General features: G+C 49.3%; 16 protein-coding genes. 10 read left to right on the top strand and 6 right to left on the bottom strand.

Features of this window, described 5'->3' with window-relative positions:
- Positions 1-371: 371 nt before the first annotated feature.
- The 4 genes from OIN60_RS19035 to cydC are packed head-to-tail and all read left to right on the top strand — an operon-like array spanning position 372 to position 6,346.
- Positions 372-1,781, top strand: a complete 1,410-nt coding sequence (locus OIN60_RS19035) for a cytochrome ubiquinol oxidase subunit I (RefSeq protein ID WP_305756442.1) — start codon at positions 372-374, stop codon at positions 1,779-1,781.
- Positions 1,768-2,781 (top strand): cytochrome d ubiquinol oxidase subunit II, encoded by a 1,014-nt coding sequence (gene cydB, locus OIN60_RS19030; RefSeq protein ID WP_305756441.1) that lies wholly within the window; start codon positions 1,768-1,770, stop codon positions 2,779-2,781. Before OIN60_RS19035 ends, cydB begins: the two co-directional genes overlap by 14 nt.
- Positions 2,781-4,571 carry a thiol reductant ABC exporter subunit CydD gene (gene cydD, locus OIN60_RS19025; RefSeq protein ID WP_305756440.1) on the top strand — a complete coding sequence of 597 codons (1,791 nt, stop codon included), beginning with the start codon at positions 2,781-2,783 and terminating at the stop codon, positions 4,569-4,571. The genes cydB and cydD overlap by 1 nt, the downstream gene beginning before the upstream one ends.
- Complete coding sequence (cydC, locus tag OIN60_RS19020) at positions 4,568-6,346, top strand: thiol reductant ABC exporter subunit CydC (RefSeq protein ID WP_305756439.1); 1,779 nt, start codon at positions 4,568-4,570, stop codon at positions 6,344-6,346. The genes cydD and cydC overlap by 4 nt, the downstream gene beginning before the upstream one ends.
- On the opposite strand, the gene OIN60_RS19015 is transcribed toward cydC, so the two are convergent.
- From OIN60_RS19015 to OIN60_RS18995, 5 genes are all read right to left on the bottom strand, one after another.
- Entirely contained in the window at positions 6,343-7,278 is a 936-nt protein-coding gene (locus OIN60_RS19015) for an NAD(P)-dependent oxidoreductase (protein ID WP_305756486.1), read from the bottom strand. The genes cydC and OIN60_RS19015 overlap by 4 nt on opposite strands.
- Positions 7,279-7,429: 151 nt before the next feature.
- Positions 7,430-7,996 (bottom strand): TetR/AcrR family transcriptional regulator, encoded by a 567-nt coding sequence (locus OIN60_RS19010; protein ID WP_305756438.1) that lies wholly within the window; start codon positions 7,994-7,996, stop codon positions 7,430-7,432.
- Between the two features lie 109 nt (positions 7,997-8,105).
- Positions 8,106-8,978 carry a TetR/AcrR family transcriptional regulator gene (locus tag OIN60_RS19005; protein WP_305756437.1) on the bottom strand — a complete coding sequence of 291 codons (873 nt, stop codon included), beginning with the start codon at positions 8,976-8,978 and terminating at the stop codon, positions 8,106-8,108.
- Positions 8,975-12,064: an efflux RND transporter permease subunit gene (locus tag OIN60_RS19000; protein ID WP_305756436.1), complete on the bottom strand. Its 3,090-nt coding sequence runs from the start codon at positions 12,062-12,064 to the stop codon at positions 8,975-8,977. The genes OIN60_RS19005 and OIN60_RS19000 overlap by 4 nt, the downstream gene beginning before the upstream one ends.
- A complete protein-coding gene (locus OIN60_RS18995) occupies positions 12,057-13,466 on the bottom strand; it encodes an efflux RND transporter periplasmic adaptor subunit (RefSeq protein ID WP_305756435.1) in 1,410 nt (469 codons plus the stop codon). Before OIN60_RS18995 ends, OIN60_RS19000 begins: the two co-directional genes overlap by 8 nt.
- A gap of 280 nt (positions 13,467-13,746) precedes the next feature.
- Between OIN60_RS18995 and OIN60_RS18990 the strand changes: the two genes are divergently transcribed.
- The 6 genes from OIN60_RS18990 to OIN60_RS18965 all read left to right on the top strand — a co-directional run bounded on the left by OIN60_RS18990 (position 13,747) and on the right by OIN60_RS18965 (position 20,748).
- Positions 13,747-15,231 (top strand): aminotransferase-like domain-containing protein, encoded by a 1,485-nt coding sequence (locus OIN60_RS18990; RefSeq protein ID WP_305756434.1) that lies wholly within the window; start codon positions 13,747-13,749, stop codon positions 15,229-15,231.
- 63 nt (positions 15,232-15,294) lie between these two features.
- A complete protein-coding gene (locus OIN60_RS18985; protein ID WP_305756433.1) occupies positions 15,295-16,233 on the top strand; it encodes a D-alanine--D-alanine ligase in 939 nt (312 codons plus the stop codon).
- A complete protein-coding gene (locus tag OIN60_RS18980; protein WP_305756432.1) occupies positions 16,226-17,428 on the top strand; it encodes an aminotransferase class I/II-fold pyridoxal phosphate-dependent enzyme in 1,203 nt (400 codons plus the stop codon). Before OIN60_RS18985 ends, OIN60_RS18980 begins: the two co-directional genes overlap by 8 nt.
- A gap of 99 nt (positions 17,429-17,527) precedes the next feature.
- Positions 17,528-18,235: a response regulator transcription factor gene (locus tag OIN60_RS18975; protein WP_305756431.1), complete on the top strand. Its 708-nt coding sequence runs from the start codon at positions 17,528-17,530 to the stop codon at positions 18,233-18,235.
- Positions 18,213-19,649, top strand: a complete 1,437-nt coding sequence (locus tag OIN60_RS18970; protein ID WP_305756430.1) for a sensor histidine kinase — start codon at positions 18,213-18,215, stop codon at positions 19,647-19,649. Before OIN60_RS18975 ends, OIN60_RS18970 begins: the two co-directional genes overlap by 23 nt.
- A gap of 19 nt (positions 19,650-19,668) precedes the next feature.
- Positions 19,669-20,748 (top strand): AI-2E family transporter, encoded by a 1,080-nt coding sequence (locus tag OIN60_RS18965; RefSeq protein WP_305756429.1) that lies wholly within the window; start codon positions 19,669-19,671, stop codon positions 20,746-20,748.
- Between the two features lie 235 nt (positions 20,749-20,983).
- Here OIN60_RS18965 and OIN60_RS18960 read toward each other — a convergent pair whose 3' ends face one another.
- A complete protein-coding gene (locus tag OIN60_RS18960; protein ID WP_305756485.1) occupies positions 20,984-22,099 on the bottom strand; it encodes an RNA-guided endonuclease InsQ/TnpB family protein in 1,116 nt (371 codons plus the stop codon).
- Between the last annotated feature and the right edge of the window lie 129 nt (positions 22,100-22,228).

Here is a 22,228-nt window from a genome sequence, read left to right as displayed (position 1 = left end):
TACACTAGCCACCTTTTAAAAGTTGATGAGTTTTGTTTATCTAAGAATGCTTGAATCCAGCCTATCAGACATTATACCCATTGAGGAAACGGAATTACTCGATAATATATATCGATTTTTCTGATGAAAGAGTAGAGTCAGCGCAGGTATTTGGCGAATGTGCGCAATGTGATATATGTCACATTAATTTCATATTTGTGCCTATTTTCACAAGTTCGTCATCTTTTTGCTGCGAGTTTGTCACGTGATATGACTCACAGGGGCTATGTGGTATTTTCGGCAATCTCATATAATTTGGGGGTCAGCGTTTATCCGGATAAACCGAGACATCGTAACCGCCAACATTGACACAATGAAAGGGGGAACCCGTGATGGACGTGCTTGAATTGGCACGCTTGCAGTTCGCAACCACCACAATTCTGCATTTTGTTTTTGTTCCCATATCGATGGGTCTGTCCCTGTTGATCGCGATCATGGAAACGATGTATGTAGTCACCAAAAAAGAGCTTTATAAGAAAATGGCTAAGTTCTGGGGACACTTTCTGCTGATCAACTTTGCCGTAGGCGTCGTGACCGGCATTCTGCAGGAGTTCCAGTTTGGCATGAACTGGTCGAATTTCTCGCGTTTTGTTGGTGATGTATTTGGCACACCACTTGCCATTGAAGCTCTGCTTGCCTTTTTCCTGGAGTCCACATTTATTGGGCTGTGGGTGTTTGGTTGGGATCGCTTGTCCAAAGGGGTGCATCTAACCTGCATGTGGCTGGTATCGATCGGAACGATGCTGTCCGCCTTCTGGATTCTTACCGCCAATTCCTTCATGCAGCGCCCGGTGGGCTATTCCATTGTGGACGGCAGGGCGGAGCTGACCGATATATGGGCCATGATCACCAATGAGCAGGTGCTGTGGGAGTTTCCGCACACGGTCTCTGCGGCCTTCGCAACCGGAGCCTTTCTGGTGGCTGGCATCAGTGCGTGGAAGCTGCTGCGCAGGAAGGATGTACCTTTTTTCAAAACATCGTTTACGCTCAGCATCGCTGTAGCTTCAATATCGTCTATAGCGATTGCGTCATTCGGCCATGGGCAGGCGCAGTTTCTCGTGGAGACGCAGCCGATGAAGATGGCCGCAAGCGAAGGGCTGTGGGAGACGAGCGAAGACCCTGCACCCTGGACAATCGTGGCAGGAATCGATCCCGATAAGCAAGAGAATACGTTTGAGTTGAAAATTCCCTACCTTCTCAGTTATTTGTCATACAACAAGTTTTCGGGAGCCGTGCCAGGCATGAAGGAATTGCAGGCCGAATACGAGGCCACCTACGGACCGGGAAACTATATCCCCCCTGTACGGACAACTTTCTGGAGCTTTCGCATCATGGTGGGCTGTGGCTCGTTAATGATTTTGCTCGCTTTATATGGGTTGTATCTGTCAGTTCGTAAAAAGCTTGAACAAGCCCATCCGGTGTACATGAACATGATGTTGGGCGCCATAGCCCTGCCGTTCGTCGCCAACACAGCCGGATGGATTATGACCGAGGTAGGCAGGCAGCCCTGGACCGTATTCGGATTGCTGCGTACAAAAGATTCGGTATCGGCGAGCGTCAGCGCCCATCAGGTGTTATTTTCGCTCGCTTCCTTCACAACCCTGTATCTGATTTTACTCGGAATCCTGGCGTTTCTGTTTGTACGGGAAGCACGCAAAAGTCCATATGATCACTACAAGCCCGACGTAACGATCCATGATCCATATCCATATGAAGGAGGGGATCATCATGCTGCTGAATGAGCTGTGGTTTGTGCTGATCGCCGTATTGTTCACCGGTTTTTTCTTTCTGGAGGGGTTCGATTTCGGCGTGGGTATGGCAACTGGTGTATTATCCCGCAGTGATCTGGAGAAAAGGGTGCTGATCAACACGATCGGCCCGTTCTGGGATGCCAACGAGGTGTGGCTGATCACGGCGGCTGGGGCGATGTTTGCCGCCTTCCCGGACTGGTATGCCACCATGTTCAGCGGGTATTATGGGATTTTCACGGTTATTCTGCTGGCACTCATTGTCAGAGGGGTTGCGTTTGAGTTTCGTAGTAAAGTCGATCGGGACGTATGGCGCAAGGTGTGGGACGCTTCGATCTTGTTCGGCAGTGTTGTGCCACCGCTGATGTTCGGCATCATATTCGCCAATCTTGTGCGTGGTGTGCCGATTGGCGCAGACATGGAGATGAGGGCAGGACTGTCAGAGCTAGTGAACGGCTATAGTGTATGGGCAGGCGGAACGCTTGTATGTCTGTGCTTGCTTCACGGCTTCACCTTCATTTCCTTGCGGACGACAGGAGAACTGAGAGCACGTGCACGCCATTATGCAGCCCGGGTACTGCCAGTGACCGCCATATTGCTTCTTATTCTCGCCGGATGGACAATCAGCGAAACGGATCTGTATACACGTCAGCCGCTGTGGCTGCCCATGCTGCTGGCCGCTGCGTTGGCATCTCTGCTGTGCGCGTTCTGGGCATTGCGGAGGCAGAAGGAAGGATGGGCGTTTGTCATGACAGGTTTGCTCATTCTGCTCACCTTTGCTGCACTGTTCACCGGCCTGTTCCCCCGTCTGATGGTCAGCTCCCTGGACAGCAGCTACAGTCTGACGTTATATAATGCATCTTCCGGTGCGTATACCCTGAAGGCGATGACGATTGTAGCCTCGATACTGCTTCCTTTTGTATTGATGAACCAGGCGTGGAGCTATTTTGTGTTCCACAAACGAGTAAGTGAAAAGGATCACCTGGAATACTGATGGATAAAACATGGTTTGAACTTCCAGGTATCCGCAGTCATCTGTTGAAATTGTCGCTGCTTTCGATCATGCAGGGGATCGCGCTGGTCGTCCAAGCCACGCTGCTCGCCCACAGCATCACTATGCTGTTCAACGGTACCCCCGTCCAGTCGGCCTATGCTGCGGTGATCGCGTTTGTGGCGGCGCTGGCAGCCCGCAATACGCTGAGCTGGCTTCAGCGCAGGCAAGCAGGCCGCTTTGCCGATGCTTCGGCGGAACGCATTCGGGAAGCGCTGCTGCAGGCCATATTTGAGAAAGAAGACCGTTCCTTCATCGCAGGAGGCAGCGGGCAAAAAGTAACGCTTGTGCTGGACGGGGTGGATCGCTTCCGCAAAACGCTGGAGCTGGCGCTTCCGCGTACCGTCGATATGGCATGCATTACAGCCATTGTATGGCTCTCAATCATTCGCCTTGATGTGGCGTCAGGCATCATTCTGGCGATCACGCTGCCTGTGCTGATCGGTTTCTTCATTCTGCTCGGACTCGCTGCCCGAAGCCAAGCGGATCGGCAGTGGCGATCTTATCGGATGCTGGCGCATCATTTTACCGATGCACTGCGCGGCTTGCAGACACTGGCGTTTCTGGGTTTGAGCAAGGCGCACGGGGCAACCGTAGGGCGTGTCAGCGAGTCATACCGGACATTGACCATGAAGACGCTGCGGATTGCCTTTCTATCCTCGCTTGCCCTCGACTTCTTTAGCATGCTATCGGTTGCATCTGTAGCCGTGGGGCTTGGATTAAGACTGGTTGACGGCAGCATGGGCATCGGGATAGCGCTGGCTGTTCTGTTGCTGGCCCCTGAATATTTTGCTCCGGTACGGATGCTGGGCACGGATTATCATGCAACTCTGGATGGCAAGGAAGCATGGCGAACGATCCGGGACGTGCTTGCGCTTTCTCCGCCAGAACCGGAGGGAAGCGAAGAAGCAGACCCACTGCATGCAGATACCACAGGGCACTCGTCAGCCTCACAAACGGTCTTAACGGAAAAAGCGCTGGAGAAGCCGCCTTATGCCATACAATTATCGGATATTTGTGTCAGCGGCGAGCATGGAGGGCTGATCCTGGATCGGGTCAACGCGGAATGGCCTTCCGCTATACGAAGGCTCGGCATTGTTGGCGCGAGCGGCGCGGGCAAAACAACCCTGCTGCAGGTGCTCACCGGTCTGCTGCCACCGTCCTCCGGACAATTGCACGTGAACGATGTACAGATCGACAGGGCCAACGCCTCTCTGTGGCAAAAGAACGTATCCCTTTTGCCGCAGCACCCCTATATTTTCAGCCAGACGCTGCTGGATAATCTGCGGCTCTATTCACCTGAGGCAACACTGGAGCAGGTTAATGGCGCAATCGATGCCGTCGGTCTGCGCGCGTGGGTTGATTCCGTACCCAAAGGGCTGCAAGAGCAAATTGGTGAGGGGGGGCGCGGACTGAGCGGAGGACAGGCTCAGCGGGTTGCGCTCGCCCGGGCTCTGCTGGGTGAACGAAGCATATTGCTATTGGATGAACCGACCTCCCATCTTGACCTGGAGACGGAATGGGAGCTGAAGCAGACCATTCTGTCGGTGCTGCATGACAGACAACTGGTCCTGGCTACTCACCGTCTGCACTGGATGGACGAGATGGATTACATTCTTGTGCTAGACGCAGGAAAAGTGGTGGAGAGCGGAACCCATGCTGACCTGATCCAAAGAGAAGGACTGTACTATCGTTTGTTGACCAACACTTCAAAGGAGGACACGCGTAGATGAAAAGAACTGCAACCGCCCGCGAAGGCTGGCTGCTCCCATATTTGCGCAAAAATGTCCTGCTGTTCTCGGTTGTCTTCATCCTCGGCGTGTTCGCCGTTGCATGCGCGGCAGCGATGATGTACACATCAGGATATCTGATCTCGCGCTCTGCTCTGAAGCCCGAAAATATCCTGATGGTCTACGTGCCGATCGTGCTGGTGCGTGTCTTCGGGTTCGGCAAAGCAGTACTGCAATATACCGAGCGCCTAGTCAGTCATGACGTGGTGCTACGTGTCATCGGCCAGATGCGGGAGCGATTGTATGACCGGCTTGAGCCACATGCGGCGACCGGAGGCAGAAGCTTCCAGACAGGCACGATCCTGGGTCTGCTGGCAGAAGACATCGAGCAGCTTCAGAACATGTATCTGCGCTTCCTGCTGCCTATGCTGACCGGCTTGCTGCTGTTCGGGATAGGGATCGCCTTGCTTGGACGCCTTGATACGATCTTTGCATTGCAAATGGGACTATACACAGGTTTTATGGCGTTTGGGGCACCCTGTGTGGTGCTCTGGCGCACGCTTGGACGACAGGTGGAGTGGAAAAAAGCAAGAAGCCGCTCCTATCGCAAGCTGACAGATGCGCTTTTCGGCATGACAGATTGGAAGCTGAGCGGCCGAGTTTCGGCATTAGTGCAGGAGCTTAACGATCGGGAGCGTGCAGCGGCACAGTTGTATCGCTCCGTGCAGCGAAGCGAGTGGCGGCTAAGTCTGCTTACACAGGTCCTGGGAGGTGGCGCCATCGCCGCGTTCACCATCTGGTCTGGCGGCATGGCTACCCAGGGGAGGATCGAGGCGACGGCCATTGCCGCATATGCGTTGGTGGCTTTTCCGTTGCTGGACGCGCTGATTCGTGCAGGACATTCGGTTACGGCACTGCCTGAATACAGAGAGTCGCTGATACGTCTTCAGGATACCGAGCAAGCATATTCACCCTTGGCTCCGACGAAAGCTGCAACAGCGGAGAGTGCCGGTTCCGAGCAGACCGCTTCGTGGGAGGTGGAGGACCACTACCAGTTGGAAGTACAGGACGGTAGTTTCAAATACCCGGACAGTCAGATATGGGCGGTGCAGAACATACATCTTCATATCGCGCCTGCCTCCAAGGTGGCCATTCTGGGGCGAAGCGGCTCCGGCAAATCTACCATTCTGAAGCTGATGCAAGGCTTGCTGCATCCGACCAGCGGCACGGTTCTGATCAACGGTCAGCCCATCCGCAGCCCGGGGCCGCCTGCCCATTTATTTTCCACTTTGAACCAGGCGCCTTATCTGTTTGATACGACGGTTGCAAACAACATCCGCATGGCAAAACCCGGGGCCAGTGATGCGGATATTCAGCGCGTGACTCGGATGGTAGGGCTGCATGAGCAGATTCAGGCGCTGCCGGACGGCTACACAACGCTCATGCAGGAAGCAGGCTCGCGCTTCTCGGGAGGAGAACAGCGCCGCCTTGCGCTCGCCCGGGTGCTGCTGCAGGACCATCCCATCGTTATTCTGGATGAGCCCGCTGCTGGACTTGATCCGTGGACGGAGCAAGCATTGATCGCAACGATCATGGACGTATTACGGCACAAAACGTTGATCTGGGTCACCCATCACCTTCGGGGCATGGAGCAGATGGACGAGATTATTTTCATGGAGCAGGGACGTATTCGAGTGAGAGGAACACATCGAGCACTGCTGGAGAGCGATGAAAGGTATCGAAGCCTGTACCGGCTGGATCGGCCGTTTTCTTATTAAGTTGTTTTCGTATGCTGCAATAGCAGGGGAGAGGTCGATCCGTTACGAAGTACTTTGATAATTGCTGATACTTCCTCGTTTTCGTAACCCGCCTCAGCAGCTTTCACAAAAAGTGGTAACGCAAACCCGGGAAAATCGGAGTTTATACCAGCTTCCCTAGCCTGTTGAATAAGACGTTCTACGCTATCAGCAGATGTTTTGAGAGAGCTTTCCGGGTTTCCAAAATTCCCTGATTGAATGACCTTGCTTTGATGCTTGGCTTCCTCTCCAAGTAACGGTGCAATAGCAGCAAGCATCGAACCGAAGGAGTCAATCGGCAGGTTTTCCGATTCAAGTATATGAGCTCCATGAGCAAAACCCAGCCATGTGCCCAAAAGATATGAAATTACAGCCAAAGCCTGCGCGGATGCCGAACCTACAGCTTCACCCAAATAGAGTGAATTTCCGGCAAGGATCTTAAGAATTGGCTCGTTTGCTTTAAAAACAGTTTGTAAACCCGAATAGAGTATTACGGTTTCCGGATTCCCTATGTGACTAGGCCAAGCTTGAATAGCTCCATCCAAATAATTCGCACCATGTTCCCGCACCCAAAGCTCACTGTTTCTAGCTTCCTGAGGGGTACCCGTGCTTAGCTGGACCAACGTGCGACCGGCAAGAAGGGGAACAATTTCTTCTGTCTCAAGAATACTCGCTGAAGTCTTGTAGTTAGCAACGCAAATAATACTGATACTGCTCGCATTAATTGCAGCAGCCGCAGAAGGGGCAAGAACCGCTCCTTGCTGAACAAGCGAGTCTGCCTTTGAGATCGTTCGATTCCAGACTGTTACTTGCATTCCATTTCTAAGCAGCGCTTGGACGAGCGCTGCTCCCATAGGGCCTAAACCAATTACAGATACTTGACTCATGTTTTTCCTCCCGACGTTATGTTTAATGGTAAATAGTTCAATGATACTAAACCGTTTAGTATCATAATTGAAATGATACTATGCCGTTTAGTTTTGTGTCAACTCGGAATTTTCTTTGGGAAACAAAAAAACTTTAGATGATCAGAAATAGCATGGTTATTTCTGATCATCTATAGTTTTAATCAAGATACTGATTTATCATCTGAACAGCTATTTTTTTTAGTTGGTTTGCAGATTTTGTTAAGCCGAGTACTGGAATAGACGAATATGCTCCGTTGATTACCAGCAGAAGCTGTTCAGGCCAACTCTCATCCATCTTGCCTGCCTTCTGACAGATTTGCAATATCTTAGCCCGCAATGCAAGGTTATAATCAAGAGCCAGCCGATGGGCAGGGTGATTTGCATTGGAAAATTCGGCAAATGCATTGAGAAAAGGACATCCCCGGTAATATTCAGGTTTAAACAATTCTACAACGGCGTCCACTAATGAGGTAAGCTCCGCTTTTGGGGACCCTTCATGTTTAAGAATGGCTTCGTCAAAATGCTCCCAAATATGATGTTCATGTGCCTCAAGATAGGCAGCAATTAAATCATCTTTTGATGGAAAATGCCGATAGAGGGTTGCTTTACTTACTCCGGATTTCTCAACAATTGCATCCATGCTTATTGCTCGAATCCCTTCACGATAAAATAAATCGGAAGCCACATCCAGCAAGCGCTGCCGGGAAGAAGGTCGTGCTGACATTGCATTTCACCTGACCAATCAAATCATTTTTTATATATCCGGATCAATTCGATACGAAACGGTATAGTATTAAATTGTACCATTTAAACTTATTGTCAGCAAGGCGTAACTAGGAATTTAATACGATTTTTAATTTCTGACAACATTCCCGCAGTTCGGCCACCTGTCCCAGAAAGAGCAATAAGGCTTTAACATGAGCGGTTTCGTTTAATGTGCCCGCTAGCTCGGCTTGCAGCTTCTCTAAAATGCTGAAGTAATCATGTTTATCCGCATCTTGCAGATTTAGCTTTCCTATAGTATCGTGCATACGCTGCAAAATCGAATCAACCTGCTGCCATTGGTTCCGTGGTATTCCTTGTTCCTCCGAAGCCGGCTTCCACATGATTTCATGATGATGATCCGGGCTCGTCATTCCCTGCATCAGGATATCTGTAATGCTCATGACAAAATCAGCCAGCATCTGATGTTCAGAAGCACGGAATTCCACACCATTCATACGCACATAACTGATCAGCATGCTTTTTATTACAAAAATAATGTCGTAATAATAGTCGCTCCATTCTTCCCCGTACAGGTTGCTCATCAAATCCAGAACCCGGTTGGATAAACTATTTTCCAAGCTGTCGACAGCCTGCGCAATCCTTTCATCGGTTGAGCCGAGCAGCGGAACGGAGAAGATGAGCAGATGCATTTTACTCTGGTAGACACGCTCAAGAGCGATAATATAAAACTGGGTCAGCTTCTCGCGGGGAGACAGTCTGAAGTTCAGATATACCTTTTCCAGCTCCTTCTCCATGTCTTCCTGAACAAAAGCAATTGTACCCTGCAGCAATTCTTCCTTGCTTTTAAAATATTTATAAAATGACGCCTTGACCATGCCGCTTTGACGGGCGATCTCATCTACGGAGGTTGCCTCATAACCTTTCTCGGAAAACAGGGAAAGGGCAGCCTGAATAATTTCTTCGCTGGTTATTTTTTTCATTTTCTCTCGCTTTCTTTCCCGACTTGTCTTCTTAATTTGAACTTGGCGACAAGCAGATACAATGAAGGCACAACGAGCATGGTGAGCAGGGTAGAGTACATTAAACCGAATATAATGGTATAGGCCAATGGCTGGAACAACAGCTCACCAATAGTAGCAATCGGAATCATCCCTACAATGGCCGTTACGGAGGTGAGCAGGATCGGCCGAAAACGGGCATGGGTGGCCCCGATTACCGCTTCCTCCAGATCGGCACCTTCCCGGCGTGCGTCTTCGATGAACTCCAGCAGCACAATTCCGTTACGCACAACAATACCCGCAAGCGCCGTCATTCCCAATATCCCCATGAAGCTGATCGGCATGTTTAAGATGAACAGTCCAAGGAACCCGCCTGCTGCCGCCATATAAACAGTTGTCATGATGATAACTGGTGCTGAGAAAGAATAGAATTGCAGGAAGATCAGCAGGAAGATCAGGAAAATAACGACCACGTATAGCTTTGCTATTTCGGACAAAACATCGTTCTGCCCGTCCACTTCACCGCCAATAGCCCAACTGTATCCGGGCGGGAAGGAGGTGTTACGCAGGTTATCTCTTATTTCCCGCATAACCTCATTGGCAGTACGCCCGTATAAATCAGCATCAATGGTAACAGTACGCTTTAAATTATAATGATTTATTTGCTGGGTTTCAAAAGACGGCTTCATCTCTGCCAGTTGTGTGAGCGGGATTTGTATTCCAGCCGCATTGGTCACATTCAATTGCTGGAACAGAACCTCAGGGTCTTCATCAGGTATGCCGAGACTCATTTTCATGTGAATCAGATCGCTGCCTGTATCAAATTCGCTGAATTGGAGTCCGTTACCCATCAGCAACAGCGTATTGGTCAGGCTGTTGTAGCTAACTTTATAATGATCCATAGCCTGCTTGTCCACCTGGAAATCCAGGGTATAGTTTTCATTCTCCATACTGTGGTAGACGTTCTGAGTACCCGGAGTGTTCATCGCTTCCTGTTTGACGGAATCTGCCAGGCGTTGCAGTTGATGCAGATCGTTGCCGGAGATTCGGATAGAAATCGGCTTGCCGAGCGGAAGCCCCATCTCAGGAATTTTAAGTGTTATGGATTGGCCCGGAAAGCGGTCTTTCAGCTCGGCAGACCATTCCGCCACGGCTTCATCTGCCTTGAATTTTCCTTCGACACCGACAACAGCAACCTGTCCGGCAGTAGGACCTGTCCTGTCATCGGCGGTCATATCCTGAAACAGCATAGGGGCACTGCCGCCTGCCGCATAAGTCACAGTGCGAATATTCGGTTGCTTCTGTATCCAGCCAGCGATGTCGGCCGTAATTTTCCGGGTCTCTTCAATAGAAGTGCCCACAGGTGTCCGCACATTGATACTTACCTGCGGATCATCTGTTTCCGGGAAAAGGTCCAGTGGAATGATAGCAAGCAGCCCGTATAACAAGCTGCTGATCAGCAGTCCGCCTGCCGCGTAGATGGCGGGACGCTGAATCACTTTCGGAATAAGCTTGCCGGAATAGAAATTACGCATGCCATCAATTTGCCTACCCAGCAGCCCCGATGGACGGGGAGTATGCTCTGTTTTCATATTTCGCCGATGCTTTGTTCCATACCATTCCCTGAAAATAGGGATGATGGTCAGCGACATCAGCATGGAAGCCAACAGGGTAAAGATAACAGCGTAAGGAAGCGGCTTGGCAAATGAACCGGCATCACCCGACAAAAAGAGCAGCGGACCAAAAGAGGCTACGGTGGCCAATGTAGCCGTTAAAATAGAAATCGCAACCTCCTTGGTTCCGCGCAGTGCCGCTTCTGTGGGGGATTCTCCAAGCGCCTGCAGCCTTCGTTCAATATTGTCATTGACGACCACCGCATCATCCACCAGAATCCCCATGACAATAATTAATCCGATGACGGTTACCTGGTTGAGTGTAACACCCAGCAGCGGCAAAATAATCAGCCCGATGGCGATAGAAATCGGGATCGCCAGCGCCACAAACGAAGAAGTCACCAGGTTCAATCCCAGTGTGCATATGAGAATAACGGAAGCTATGGCAAACATCATTTCCCGTGATAGATGATGGAAAATATCGTCTACCCGATCCGTCTGTGAGAACAGAGTCTGCAGTTGATAATCCTGAGGCAGGGTTTCTGTTAAAGCAAGCATCTCCTGATTGATTCTTTCAAAGATTTTCTCCACATCAGCCCCTGTGTTGCCCATAATCGTCAGAATGACCGCAGGCTTGCCGTTATAATAAGCCATATAATTAGACTGGCTGTGGGAGAGCAGTACAGTGCTGACATCCTCCAAATATACCGGGGTTCCATCAGCGGTTTGCTTGATCATAATTCGGTTCAAATCTTCCATGCTTTGTGACTGATCCACATTCAACTGATAGGCCAGTTCATTGTAATCCAGATTTCCAAGCGGGCTGCGCTCATTTTCTTTTTGAACAGCCTGCATTAATTGTTCCCAGGTGATCTGATACTGCTGCAGTCTGGCGGCATCAATCTGGAGCTGTACTTCCCGATCCGGAAGCCCTTGAACAATGATTTGGGAGACATCTTCCACGGTGCTGAGCTGGTCTTTCCAATGCTGAACCAAATCATACAGCTTATACAGTTGTTCAGATGAACCGGCTGTGATGGCATAAGAATGGATAAATGTTTTATTCAGGTTTTCATTAATGACTGGCTTTTGCGTGTCCTCGGGAAGTGAAGATTCGATATCATTTATTTTCTGACGGATTTCCTCCCAAACGGCTTTGGCGTCCGCCGTGCCTTCCGTCTCGATACGGATCGTCGATATCCCATATTCGGAGGTGGATTCCAGCGTTTTGATGTTTTCTACTTCTCTGAATTTCTGTTCCAGCAGAGTTGTAATTTCCCGCTCTACCTTTTCAGGGGCAGCGCCCGGATATATCGTTGTGACCACTGCCGTTTTTTGGATTATATTAGGCATTTCCTGTCTGGGAAGCTGAGTGACCTCGAAGATTCCAAATACGATAGCCATAACAAAGATAAAGACGGTCAGCTTCCGTTTGCGGATAAAGTAATCAATCATTTGCTTGTTCCTCCACAGGCTGAACGACCAAACCGTCGTACATGGAGCTGGCGCCTGTCGTAACAATAGCGTCACCAACGGAGAGGCCATCCGTAATTTCCAGCTTATTGCCGGTTAGCTCGCCTATTTTCACTATCGTTTTTACTGCCTTATTGTTTACAACTTTATATACATACGTTTCATTGCCGCTGCTAAGCACAGCCTTGGCAGGGATCAGGAGCTTCTTGCTTTGCTGCGTGCTCAGACCTGCTTTGACCACCTGGCCCGGTGCCCAGTCATGTTTGGGATTCGAGACCATAACCTCCACATTAATGGAACCCGTATCGGAATTGGTAGCCGGGTATATTCTGCTGACTGTTCCTGCTCGTTCCTGACCGTACAGGCTCAGATTCACTTTATCTCCTTTTTTCAATTGCTCAATCTCATGATCCGGCACGGGCAGCAGCACCTTCAATTGATCGATTTGACCGATTCGATAAACAGTTTGTCCGGAAGAGGTCAGTTCGCCAGCAGTCACGTTTTTTTCTAAAATCACCCCTGAGATTGGAGATTTCACAGAGGTTTTGGATAGGGAAAGCTTGGCTTCCTCTTTAGCCACTATCGCTTGCTCATACTGGACGGAAGCCTGATCATGCGCTGCTTCAGCCTGTTTCAGAGTCGCGGTAGCCGATTCTCTGGCAGCACGGGCCTGTTGAACTCCGGATTTTGCCGTTTCGAGATCCTCCTGGGTAGCTCCTTCTTCTAGCAGGGACAGAGCATTTCGCGTGTCCTCAACGTCCTTGGAAGCATTCGTGAGAGCGAGCTGTGCTCGTTCCTGTTCCTCTTTCGTCGCGATTCCTTGTTCATAAAGCGATTGCACACGGGCTGCATCCGTCCGGGATTTGGCAAGTGCCGCTTGCGCTCTTTCCACCTTTGTACGGGCCTGGTCAATCTCCTGTTGTCTTGCCCCTTTAACAGTTTTATTCAATGAGGCGGAAGCAGCATTCATCTGAGCCTCGGCAGAGGATATGGAGGCTTCGGCTCCAGCCATCGCAGCAGCGGCACTTTTGAGGCCTGATTGAGCTTCAGCAATGGAATTGTTTGCTTTTTCCAATTGGAGCTGATAATTTGAACTGTCTAATTTGACTAAAACCTGGTTCTGTGAGACGGGATCACCTACTTCAAATAAAGCTGCTTGGACAAGACCGGATAACTCGAAAGCGACGGATACTTCTTGAGAAGCTTCCAGTGTACCGGAAAGCTTTTTCATGGCAGATACTGATTGCTTCTGGACCGTTGTGATTGCAACTTTCGCTCCGCTAGTGTCAACAGCATTCGATTCTGTGGAACCTGACGACGAACACGCAGAGCTGGTTAGCAACATTACACCGGCCACTAAAAAGTGGAGATTGCGTTTTAACAAGATCATCTTCCTCCCAAAGAATAAACTTATAAGTATAAAAATAAACCAATTAGTTCAATTAACGAAATTATAGGTTTTTGAAGATGAGCTTGTCAACAAGTGATATCCGGCGGTTTCTCGACGATCTCCCTGATTACTGTTTTTGATGAACTGGTGCTTCGACTTGACGTTCTAATGAGGGATAAAATGCGGAGGAACCATCGAAGGATGAAAAATCAAGCAAGGTGGTTCTTTTTTTCTACCGTTCCCTATGCCATCATTACAGAGGGGGCGATGAAGGATGTACCAGGATTTCAAGCTCGTCAGCGACCGGCCGGTCGCGATACAAGTGAAAGAATACGTCAAACGTTTAATTATAAAAGGGGCGCTTCAGGCGGATCAGAGGCTGCCCTCCACACGAGAAATGAGCGGTTTGCTAAAGGTGAGCCGCAATACAGTCATTGCAGCCTATGAAGGCCTGATGGATGACGGATTTACGTATGCGATTCCCGGCAAGGGTAGCTATGTGGCCGCTATGGTGGGCCGTTTGACCGCAGATAACAGAGGAGCTAACGACTCTGACGCCTGGCAGATCGACTGGAAGGCAAGAATGAACGAGTATGCTGTATCGGCTGTAGAGCTGGATATGATGAAGCAGGGCATTCGTGCCCAAAAAGGCGTCATCTCGTTCACAAGCATCGCTCCGGATGAGAAGCTATTTGATCTGGGGGATGTAAAGCGAGCCTTTATGGATCGGATGGCAATCGAAGGGCAGATGCTGCTCAACTACGGCTATGCCAAGGGCTACAAGCCGCTGATCGATTACTTGATGCGGTATATGGAGCATAAGGGAGTCGATGTAAGCGGCAAGGATATGCTGATTACGAGTGGGTTTACAGAAGGCTTTGACATAGTACTGTCGGCACTACGCCCTTCTGCTCGCCGCGGAGCGGTCATTTGTGAAAATCCGACCCATCATACAGCGATCAAAAATTTGAAGCTGCAGGGATTTGAGATTACCGGCATTCCGATGGAGTATGACGGTATCGATGTGAAGCAGCTTGAGGCGGTATTACAGAAGCAGACAAAACGCTTCGATCTGGCCTATTTGATTCCTTCTTATCACAATCCTACAGGCATTGTCATGTCACCAGCGAAGCGCAGCGCCGTTATGAAATTAATGATGCGTTATCAGATTCCAGTGATCGAAGATGGATTCAATGAGGAGCTGCGCTACTCGGGAGCGCATGTTGCGCCATTAATAGCGACAGCAGGGCAAGGGAACGGAGTCATCTATATTGGCAGCCTCTCCAAGGTGTTGTTCCCTGGCTTGCGAGTGGGCTGGGTGCTCGGAGACCGGACGCTGATCGATAATCTGGAGAGCATTAAGCGTGCACGCACTATTCATACATCAACCATTGATCAAGCGATATTATATCAATATTTGCTCAATGGAAATTTCGATAAATATGTAAAAAAAGCACGTATGGAATATAAGCACAAATATGAGCTTACGAAAGCATGCTGTGAAGCGCACCTCCCTGAGGCGCAGCTGTCTGGCGACGGGGGCCTGCATTTGTTTCTTACCTTTCCCTCAGGCGTGGACACACGCCAACTGCTGGAAGCTTGTACCGAACAGGGGGTTATTTTTACACCGGGAGACAAGTTTTTTATTCGGGAAGGCGAAGGAAGGAACACATTGCGGCTTGGTTTTTCACGAGTAACGGATGAACATATCGAGCGGGGGATTCAGATCATCGGTAAACAGGTACGCAGCTTTCTTTAGGCATACGGTCGGAAGAACCATCCGCAACCGCATAACAATTTTTAAGAAAAATGAGGTGTCAAGATGAAGATTGGCGTCATTATGGGTGGTACTTCCTCTGAACGTGAGGTTTCTCTGCAGACAGGTCAAGAGATGATTCGGCATTTGGATCGCAATCGCTATGAAGTAATTCCAATGGTGATCGATCAACGAGCGGATTTAATCGCACAGGTTCAGCAGGCAGGCATCGAGCTTGCGCTATTGGCATTGCATGGCCAATATGGCGAGGACGGCACCGTGCAGGGGACACTGGAGACACTGGGTATTCCATATACAGGAAGCGGTATTCTGGCAAGCAGCCTGTGCATGAATAAGCAGATGTCCAAGATGCTGCTAAAGGCAGCGGGTGTGCATACGCCTGCAGGCCTTTGCTGGCAGGGGATGGACGATTATGATCCGCAGGCGGTGGGGCAACTGGGTTACCCGGTCATTGTGAAACCGAATATGGGGGGATCCAGCATCGGCATCCAGCTTGTGCATCATGAGCAGGAGATGCTGCCAGCTGTTCAGGAGGCTTGCAGCTTGGATCAGACGATTTTGGTTGAGCCTTATATTAAAGGGACGGAGCTTACCTGCTCGATTGTGGATGGCGAGGTATTACCGATGATCGGCATTCGCTCCGCGCATTCGGAGTGGTTCGACTACCAAGCGAAATATGAGGCCGGCGGCGCTGAGGAGAAGGTGATTCAGCTTCCTCCCGTGATTGAGCAGCGTGTGCGCGAGGTGGCACTTGCCAGCTATCGACTGCTGCAGTGCAAGGTCTATGCAAGGGTCGATATGATTTTGTGTCAGGATGTACCTTATGTGCTGGAAGTAAACACCTTACCGGGCATGACTGCCAACAGCCTGCTTCCGAAGAGCGCAGCTGCAGCAGGTATGACCTTCACACAGTTGCTGGACCGTATTATTGCCAGCTCTCTCCATGAACGGAAACAGGAATGGGGGATGGTACAATATGTTTAGTGAAGAGGGGACAGGACAGTTTTTATCCTCGCGTGTACGGGATATTCGGCCCTCGGGAATTCGCGCTTTTTTTGATCTGAACGCTGCGGGCGGAGATACAATCACCCTTGGAGTCGGAGAGCCGGATTTCATTACACCGGAAAAGGTACGTGAAGCTTGCATTCAGGCATTACGTGCAGGGCAGACGAAATATACCTCAAATGCCGGCTTGATGGATCTACGGGAAGAGCTCTCGGCTTATTTTGCCAGCAGCTTCGCGCTTTCCTACGACCCCGAGCAGGAAATCATCGTGACGGTGGGGAGCAGTGAGGCCGTCGACCTGGCACTGCGGACGGTGATCAATCCGGGAGATGAGGTGCTGATTCCAGCACCAAGCTATATTGCCTATGAACCGATTACACATCTGCATGGCGGTAAAATTGTGGAGGTGGCGGCTACCGCAGAGAAGCAGTTCAAGCTGACCCCACAAGCGCTTCAAGCGGCAATTACGCCTCATGCAAAGGCTTTGATGATCAATTATCCGTCTAATCCGACCGGAGCAGTGATGACAGAGCAGGATTGGCTGCCGATTGTAGAGCTCATTATCAAACATAATTTGGTTGTCATTTCGGATGAAGTTTATGCCGAGCTGACTTACGAAAGAAAGCATGTCAGTATCGCCTCCTTGCCGGGTATGAAGGAGCGTACGATCGTCATTAGCGGCTTTTCCAAAGCATTCGCGATGACCGGCTGGCGGGTAGGCTATGCTTGCGGCCCGCGCGAGTTGATAGCCAGCATGCTGAAAATCCACCAGTACACAACCATGTGCGCCCCTACCATTGCACAGATCGCCGCGCTCGAATCATTGCGTCATGGCTTGGCTGCCAAGGACGAGATGATGACGAGCTACAATGAACGCCGCAAGCTGTTTGTAGCCGGCCTGAATGCCATCGGGCTTGCCTGTCACGAGCCTGAGGGAGCTTTCTATGCTTTCCCTTCAATTGCTTCTACCGGCATGTCGTCTGAGCAGTTCTCTCTGCGGCTGCTGAAGGAAGCGAAGGTAGCGGTCGTGCCGGGGCATGTATTCGGAGCGGGCGGAGAAGGCTTTATTCGCTGCTCATATGCAACCTCACTCATCGATTTGGAGAAGGCGCTGGAGCGGATGGGAAGGTTTATGCAGGTGATCATAGATTATTGTTCCGTAAATCAAATATAAATTTCTTTAGATAATCTTTAGATTCAACTTATACAATATTAAGAGTGGGTCCCTATAATTTTCATCACATAACATTATTCTTATTGAGAGTGGGAAATTATGAAATATCGTATCCTGATTGCAGATGATGAGCCGGAGATTGCAGAGCTGCTGCAATTGTATCTTGAAAAGGATTATGAGGTGCATTGTGCGGCCCATGGGCAAATGGCCTGGGATATCATTCAGCGTGAGCGTATTGATCTGGCCATCCTTGACATCATGATGCCGGGTATTGACGGTCTGCAGCTGCTGAAAAAAATACGCAAGTCCCACCTGATGCCGGTGCTTTTTTTATCAGCCAGAAACCAGGCAACTGATAAAATTCTCGGCCTTAATCTGGGAGCTGACGACTACATTGCCAAGCCCTTTAATCCTCTGGAAATTGTGGCCCGTGTGGAAGCATTGCTCCGGCGGGCTTACAGCTTTGAAACGGCATCCAATCCTGTAGGAGAAAATAAGCAGCTGATTCTAGGCGAGCTTGCATTGGATCGAAACCGGTGCATTCTCTTTTTTCGGGGAGAACCTGTAGCTCTTACGTACACAGAGTATAAAATAATGGAACTGCTGATGTCTGCGCCTGGCCGTGTTTTTACTCGTAAACGTATATATGAAACCGTATGGGAGGACTATTATGCTTACGAAGACAGTACCATCATGGTACATATCAGCAATATCCGCGAGAAGATCGAACAGGATTCAAGAAAGCCGCAATATTTAAAAACGATAAGGGGTTTGGGGTATAAAATTGAAGCGCCTACGGAAATTTAGAAATAATCGCAAGCTGCAGTCCACTCTGGTCATTGATTTTTTATTGTTTATTCTGTTTTTTGTATTACTGATTATTTTTTTACGCTACTCGGTCCCGCTCGGCGTTAATTACATTGTCTCGAAAGAGAGGGATACCTCCCTCGGGCTTGATGTTGTTGCTGCACATGAATATATAGCAGACTGGAAACAGGGGGGAGGCATCGAGCTGGACAGGCTGCAACAAAGCGGGGGCTGGCTTGAGCTTCTTGATGCGAACAGACAGGTAGAGCAGGTCATGGGGAACAAAAAAGACTCCTTGTATAAGTACTCGGAAGCTGAACTCTACGACCTGCTGGCAAATGATGAGGATCAGACCTATTACTACTCTATAACTGCCGTCTATGATCCAGAGAAAACGATAAAATATTTAATCCTTAAGATCCCACGTGACCTGATCAGCATCTCCGCTGATGATGACCCATCCATAAGCGAGATGAAATATCTGATATCGTTTTTCCTGTTTATTTCTGTCGGTTTAATCTTGCTTCTGGTCTTTGTATATAGCTATTGGCTTGCACGCCGATTCAAGAAACCGCTGGCGCTGATTTTGGACGGTCTTCATGAAATGATTGCCGGCAACTATAACACAAGGCTGTCTATTCCCGCTGAAAAAGAATTCAAGCTTATCGAGGAAACGTTCAATTATATGGCAGATGTCATCGAGAGCGCTACTTATGAGAAGCGTATTGCCCAAGAAAGCAAGCAGCAGTTGATGATGGATCTATCCCATGATCTCAAAACCCCGATTACAAGCATTCACGGATACGCCCAGGCTCTTGTGGAAGGGAGGGTGGAAGACAAGGAGCGGCAAAACAAATATTTGCTCTATATTTATAACAAGTCCACCCAGATGACACGGTTGATACAGAATATGCTGGAGTTATTTAAGGTGGATACGCCTGATTTCAAAGTTAATGTGGAGCGAAAAGAAATCGGTGAGTTTTTGCGGGAACATACTGCCGGTATCTATGGTGATGTGGAGCGAAAGGGGCTGCTACTGGATTTTTCCGTTCCCGACCGTGATGTGTATGCCCAATACGATCCGGAGCTGCTAGGCCGGGTGATCCAAAATCTGATCGCAAATGCTTTGTTGTACAATCCGGCAGGCACTCATTTGCGGGTGGAACTGGTTGAAGCTGATGAGGAAGTACGTATCGAAATTGCCGATACCGGCATTGGCATTCCGAAGGAGCTGTGGACCACGATTTTTGATCCGTTCGTTCGTGGTGACCAGGCACGCACTCACACAGGCGGAACAGGACTGGGGCTGGCGATTGCACTCAAAAATACAGAGAAGATGGGCGGCACACTCACTTTGCGCTCCGAGGGCGAAGAATCATCCATATTTACGATACATTTAAAAAAATCAGAATGAATTCGTTGGAGGGAAGCCATTGTTTATAAAGAACAAAGTCTTGCGTTTTACCGCTTTCATTATATTGGTGCTGCTGATCATCTATTTAAGCTCCAAGGTCAACTTTGTTTTTCAGCCGTTGCTTGCACTGCTTCAGGTTGTAGCTATTCCATTAATGCTCGCGGTATTCTTCTACTACCTGATCCGGCCGCTCGTCAGGTATATGGCAAAGTACAGGATCAACCGGACCGTTTCAATTCTGTTTATTTATTTACTCTTCGCGCTCGCGCTGGTGTGGTTCAGCGCCAGTCAGTGGCCACGGCTTCAGGAGCAGTTGATCAGTTTTCTGAATAACATCCCCAATCTGTTCAACGCCTTGGGGGAAGCGATCAGCGAACTGGAGCAAAGCGGATTTCTCTCTTCACTGTTTCCGGCAGGCGACAGTCCGCTGTCTTCGGTGACGGATTACTTGAACCAGGGGCTTGTTTTTTTGACGAATTCTGTAGGGGGAGTTGTCTCCTTCGTATCCAACTTCACGGTCGTGCTGTTCACGTTCCCGATTCTCCTGTTCTTCATGCTCAAGCAAGAAGGAAAGTTGGGCCAACGGATCGTCAGTGCGACACCAACCCGTTTTCAAGACGACACCCGTGCTAGCATCACGGAAATTGATCAGGTGCTAAGCGGGTTTATTATTGGAAGAGTGCTGATCAATCTGGCGTTAGGGGTGCTGATGTACCTCGGTTTTATTCTGATCGATCTGCCTTACGCCTTTTTACTGACGGCGGTAGCCGTGATTGCGAATTTTGTGCCTTTTATAGGTGCTATCCTGTCCGCGATCCCGATCGTCATTGTCGGTCTGACGCAATCGCCATCTACGGCTATAGGGTCTCTTGTTATCATACTAGTTGCTCAACAAATTCAAGATAACCTTGTTGCTCCTTATGTGTTCGGGAAAAGCCTGGACATTCACCCGCTTACGACCATCATTCTTGTGCTGGCCGCAGGCGATATTGGGGGCATTATCGGTATGATCGTTGTGATTCCCCTGTATATGATCGTAAAGATCATTGCTATACGTGTCTTTAATTTGTTCTTCAAGGAGAAGTGGATGCAGCTCTAATCTGAATTGTAATTTGGGGACATTCGTTATTTATGGGGAAGAGAAGATGGTGAAGCCGTCAACAACTCATGACTCAAGTCACGAGCTTGTCTCTGCCTACTTTCGTAGACAGTGCTTGTGTTTCGCACAAGCCTTTTAGACTTATTCCTAACCGGTAGTGCGAACGCACCTCACGGTGCTCCTACCTTAGCGTGTTGGAACATCAGGACGGTCGACCTCGCCCCTACAACAAGAGTTATACTCCTGCTGTACCTGTACCGATGTACTCGATTCCTTTGCGGTACAGATTCATTGCGCCAATTCGGTCATCATTCGAACGATAGTGACAGACTTGGCATTCAAAGGTGTGCATCTTTTTGTTTCGATTCGCTCGTTCAATATGTCCGCACTTCGGGCAGGCTTGGGAAGTATATTTAGGGTCTACTGCGATGACGCCCTGTCCGTTCAGTTGAGCCTTGTACTCCAACATCTCACGGAACTGGTGAAATGCCCAGGAAACCGACACATACCGATGGCGAACACATACTTTTTCCGTGGCGGAACGAACACCTTTTAAATTTTCGATCACAAACAGTGTGCCTTTCGGGTACGTTTCAACGAGTGCCTTGGTTACTTGATGGTTGACATCGGTAACATAACGGTTTTCTCTTGAACCGATTTCCTTGAGTCGTTTTCGAGCGGAGGGGGTTTGTCTCATCTGTAGTTGTTTACGTAAGACTTTATACTGGCCTCGTTTGTGTTTCACGGTTCGTCCAGGATAAAACATCGTCTGGCTTTGAGTGTCGTAGGTGGTGGCGAGAAAGTTGATTCCCAGGTCAATGCCAACAATATGGTTGACCTTTGTAAGATCCAATTCAGAGAACTCTTTGGTCATGGAAATATGCAAAAACCACTTCTTATGTTTGTACACGAGCTTGGCCGTGCCCCATTTCCATGTGCCATCAAAGAAGTGCTGCATTCCTTTTCTTTTGTAACGAAGCTTCACTCGTCCGTCTAGCGTATTTACGCTAAACCGATCATCGTTCAAAGAGTAATCTCGATGCCATACCAGATCATATTCAGGTCGTTTGAATTGGACCAAGCTCCAATCGTGCCCGTTGGATCGGGCAGATGTATAGCGGGCGATGACCGTTCTGATCACCGATTGCGCCATTTGGCTTTTTAAATCAAAACGACTTCGCAGCTCTCGGTAATATAAGTCATGGAGTGCACGCTGGCGTAATTCTTTGGTTTGAAAGACAATGACGGAAAGATAATTACATGCTTCACGATAGGTTTGGATGGTCTTGGAGAGCATTTCTGTATGTTCGTTCGGAACATCGATTTGGATTTTTGCTGTAATGGTGGATATCCGATTCACCTCTTTTCACTGCATTCAATATAGCACACCATGTTAAATTCTCATGATGAAAGGAGGAAGCATGGACCTTTCGGCTTTCGAGCTACCAATGGTAGCCCTTATGCCGAGCGCAATTCCTCA

The organism is Paenibacillus zeirhizosphaerae, assembly GCF_030705605.1.
GTDB classification, from domain to species: domain Bacteria; phylum Bacillota; class Bacilli; order Paenibacillales; family Paenibacillaceae; genus Paenibacillus; species Paenibacillus zeirhizosphaerae.
The sequence above is the reverse complement of the archived record's forward strand: the minus strand, read 5'-3'. Positions and strand labels throughout refer to the sequence as shown.

Bases quoted from the DNA above. Each gene is read 5' to 3' on its own strand.
- cydB (WP_305756441.1), top strand. From the start codon at position 1,768: ATGCTGCTGAATGAGCTGTGGTTTGTGCTGATCGCCGTATTGTTCACC.
- OIN60_RS19010 (WP_305756438.1), bottom strand. From the start codon at position 7,996: ATGTCAGCACGACCTTCTTCCCGGCAGCGCTTGCTGGATGTGGCTTCC.
- OIN60_RS18975 (WP_305756431.1), top strand. From the start codon at position 17,528: ATGAAATATCGTATCCTGATTGCAGATGATGAGCCGGAGATTGCAGAG.
- OIN60_RS18990 (WP_305756434.1), top strand. From the start codon at position 13,747: ATGTACCAGGATTTCAAGCTCGTCAGCGACCGGCCGGTCGCGATACAA.
- OIN60_RS19035 (WP_305756442.1), top strand. From the start codon at position 372: ATGGACGTGCTTGAATTGGCACGCTTGCAGTTCGCAACCACCACAATT.
- OIN60_RS18985 (WP_305756433.1), top strand. From the start codon at position 15,295: ATGAAGATTGGCGTCATTATGGGTGGTACTTCCTCTGAACGTGAGGTT.
- OIN60_RS19000 (WP_305756436.1), bottom strand. From the start codon at position 12,064: ATGATTGATTACTTTATCCGCAAACGGAAGCTGACCGTCTTTATCTTT.
- cydD (WP_305756440.1), top strand. From the start codon at position 2,781: ATGGATAAAACATGGTTTGAACTTCCAGGTATCCGCAGTCATCTGTTG.
- cydC (WP_305756439.1), top strand. From the start codon at position 4,568: ATGAAAAGAACTGCAACCGCCCGCGAAGGCTGGCTGCTCCCATATTTG.
- OIN60_RS18980 (WP_305756432.1), top strand. From the start codon at position 16,226: ATGTTTAGTGAAGAGGGGACAGGACAGTTTTTATCCTCGCGTGTACGG.
- OIN60_RS19005 (WP_305756437.1), bottom strand. From the start codon at position 8,978: ATGAAAAAAATAACCAGCGAAGAAATTATTCAGGCTGCCCTTTCCCTG.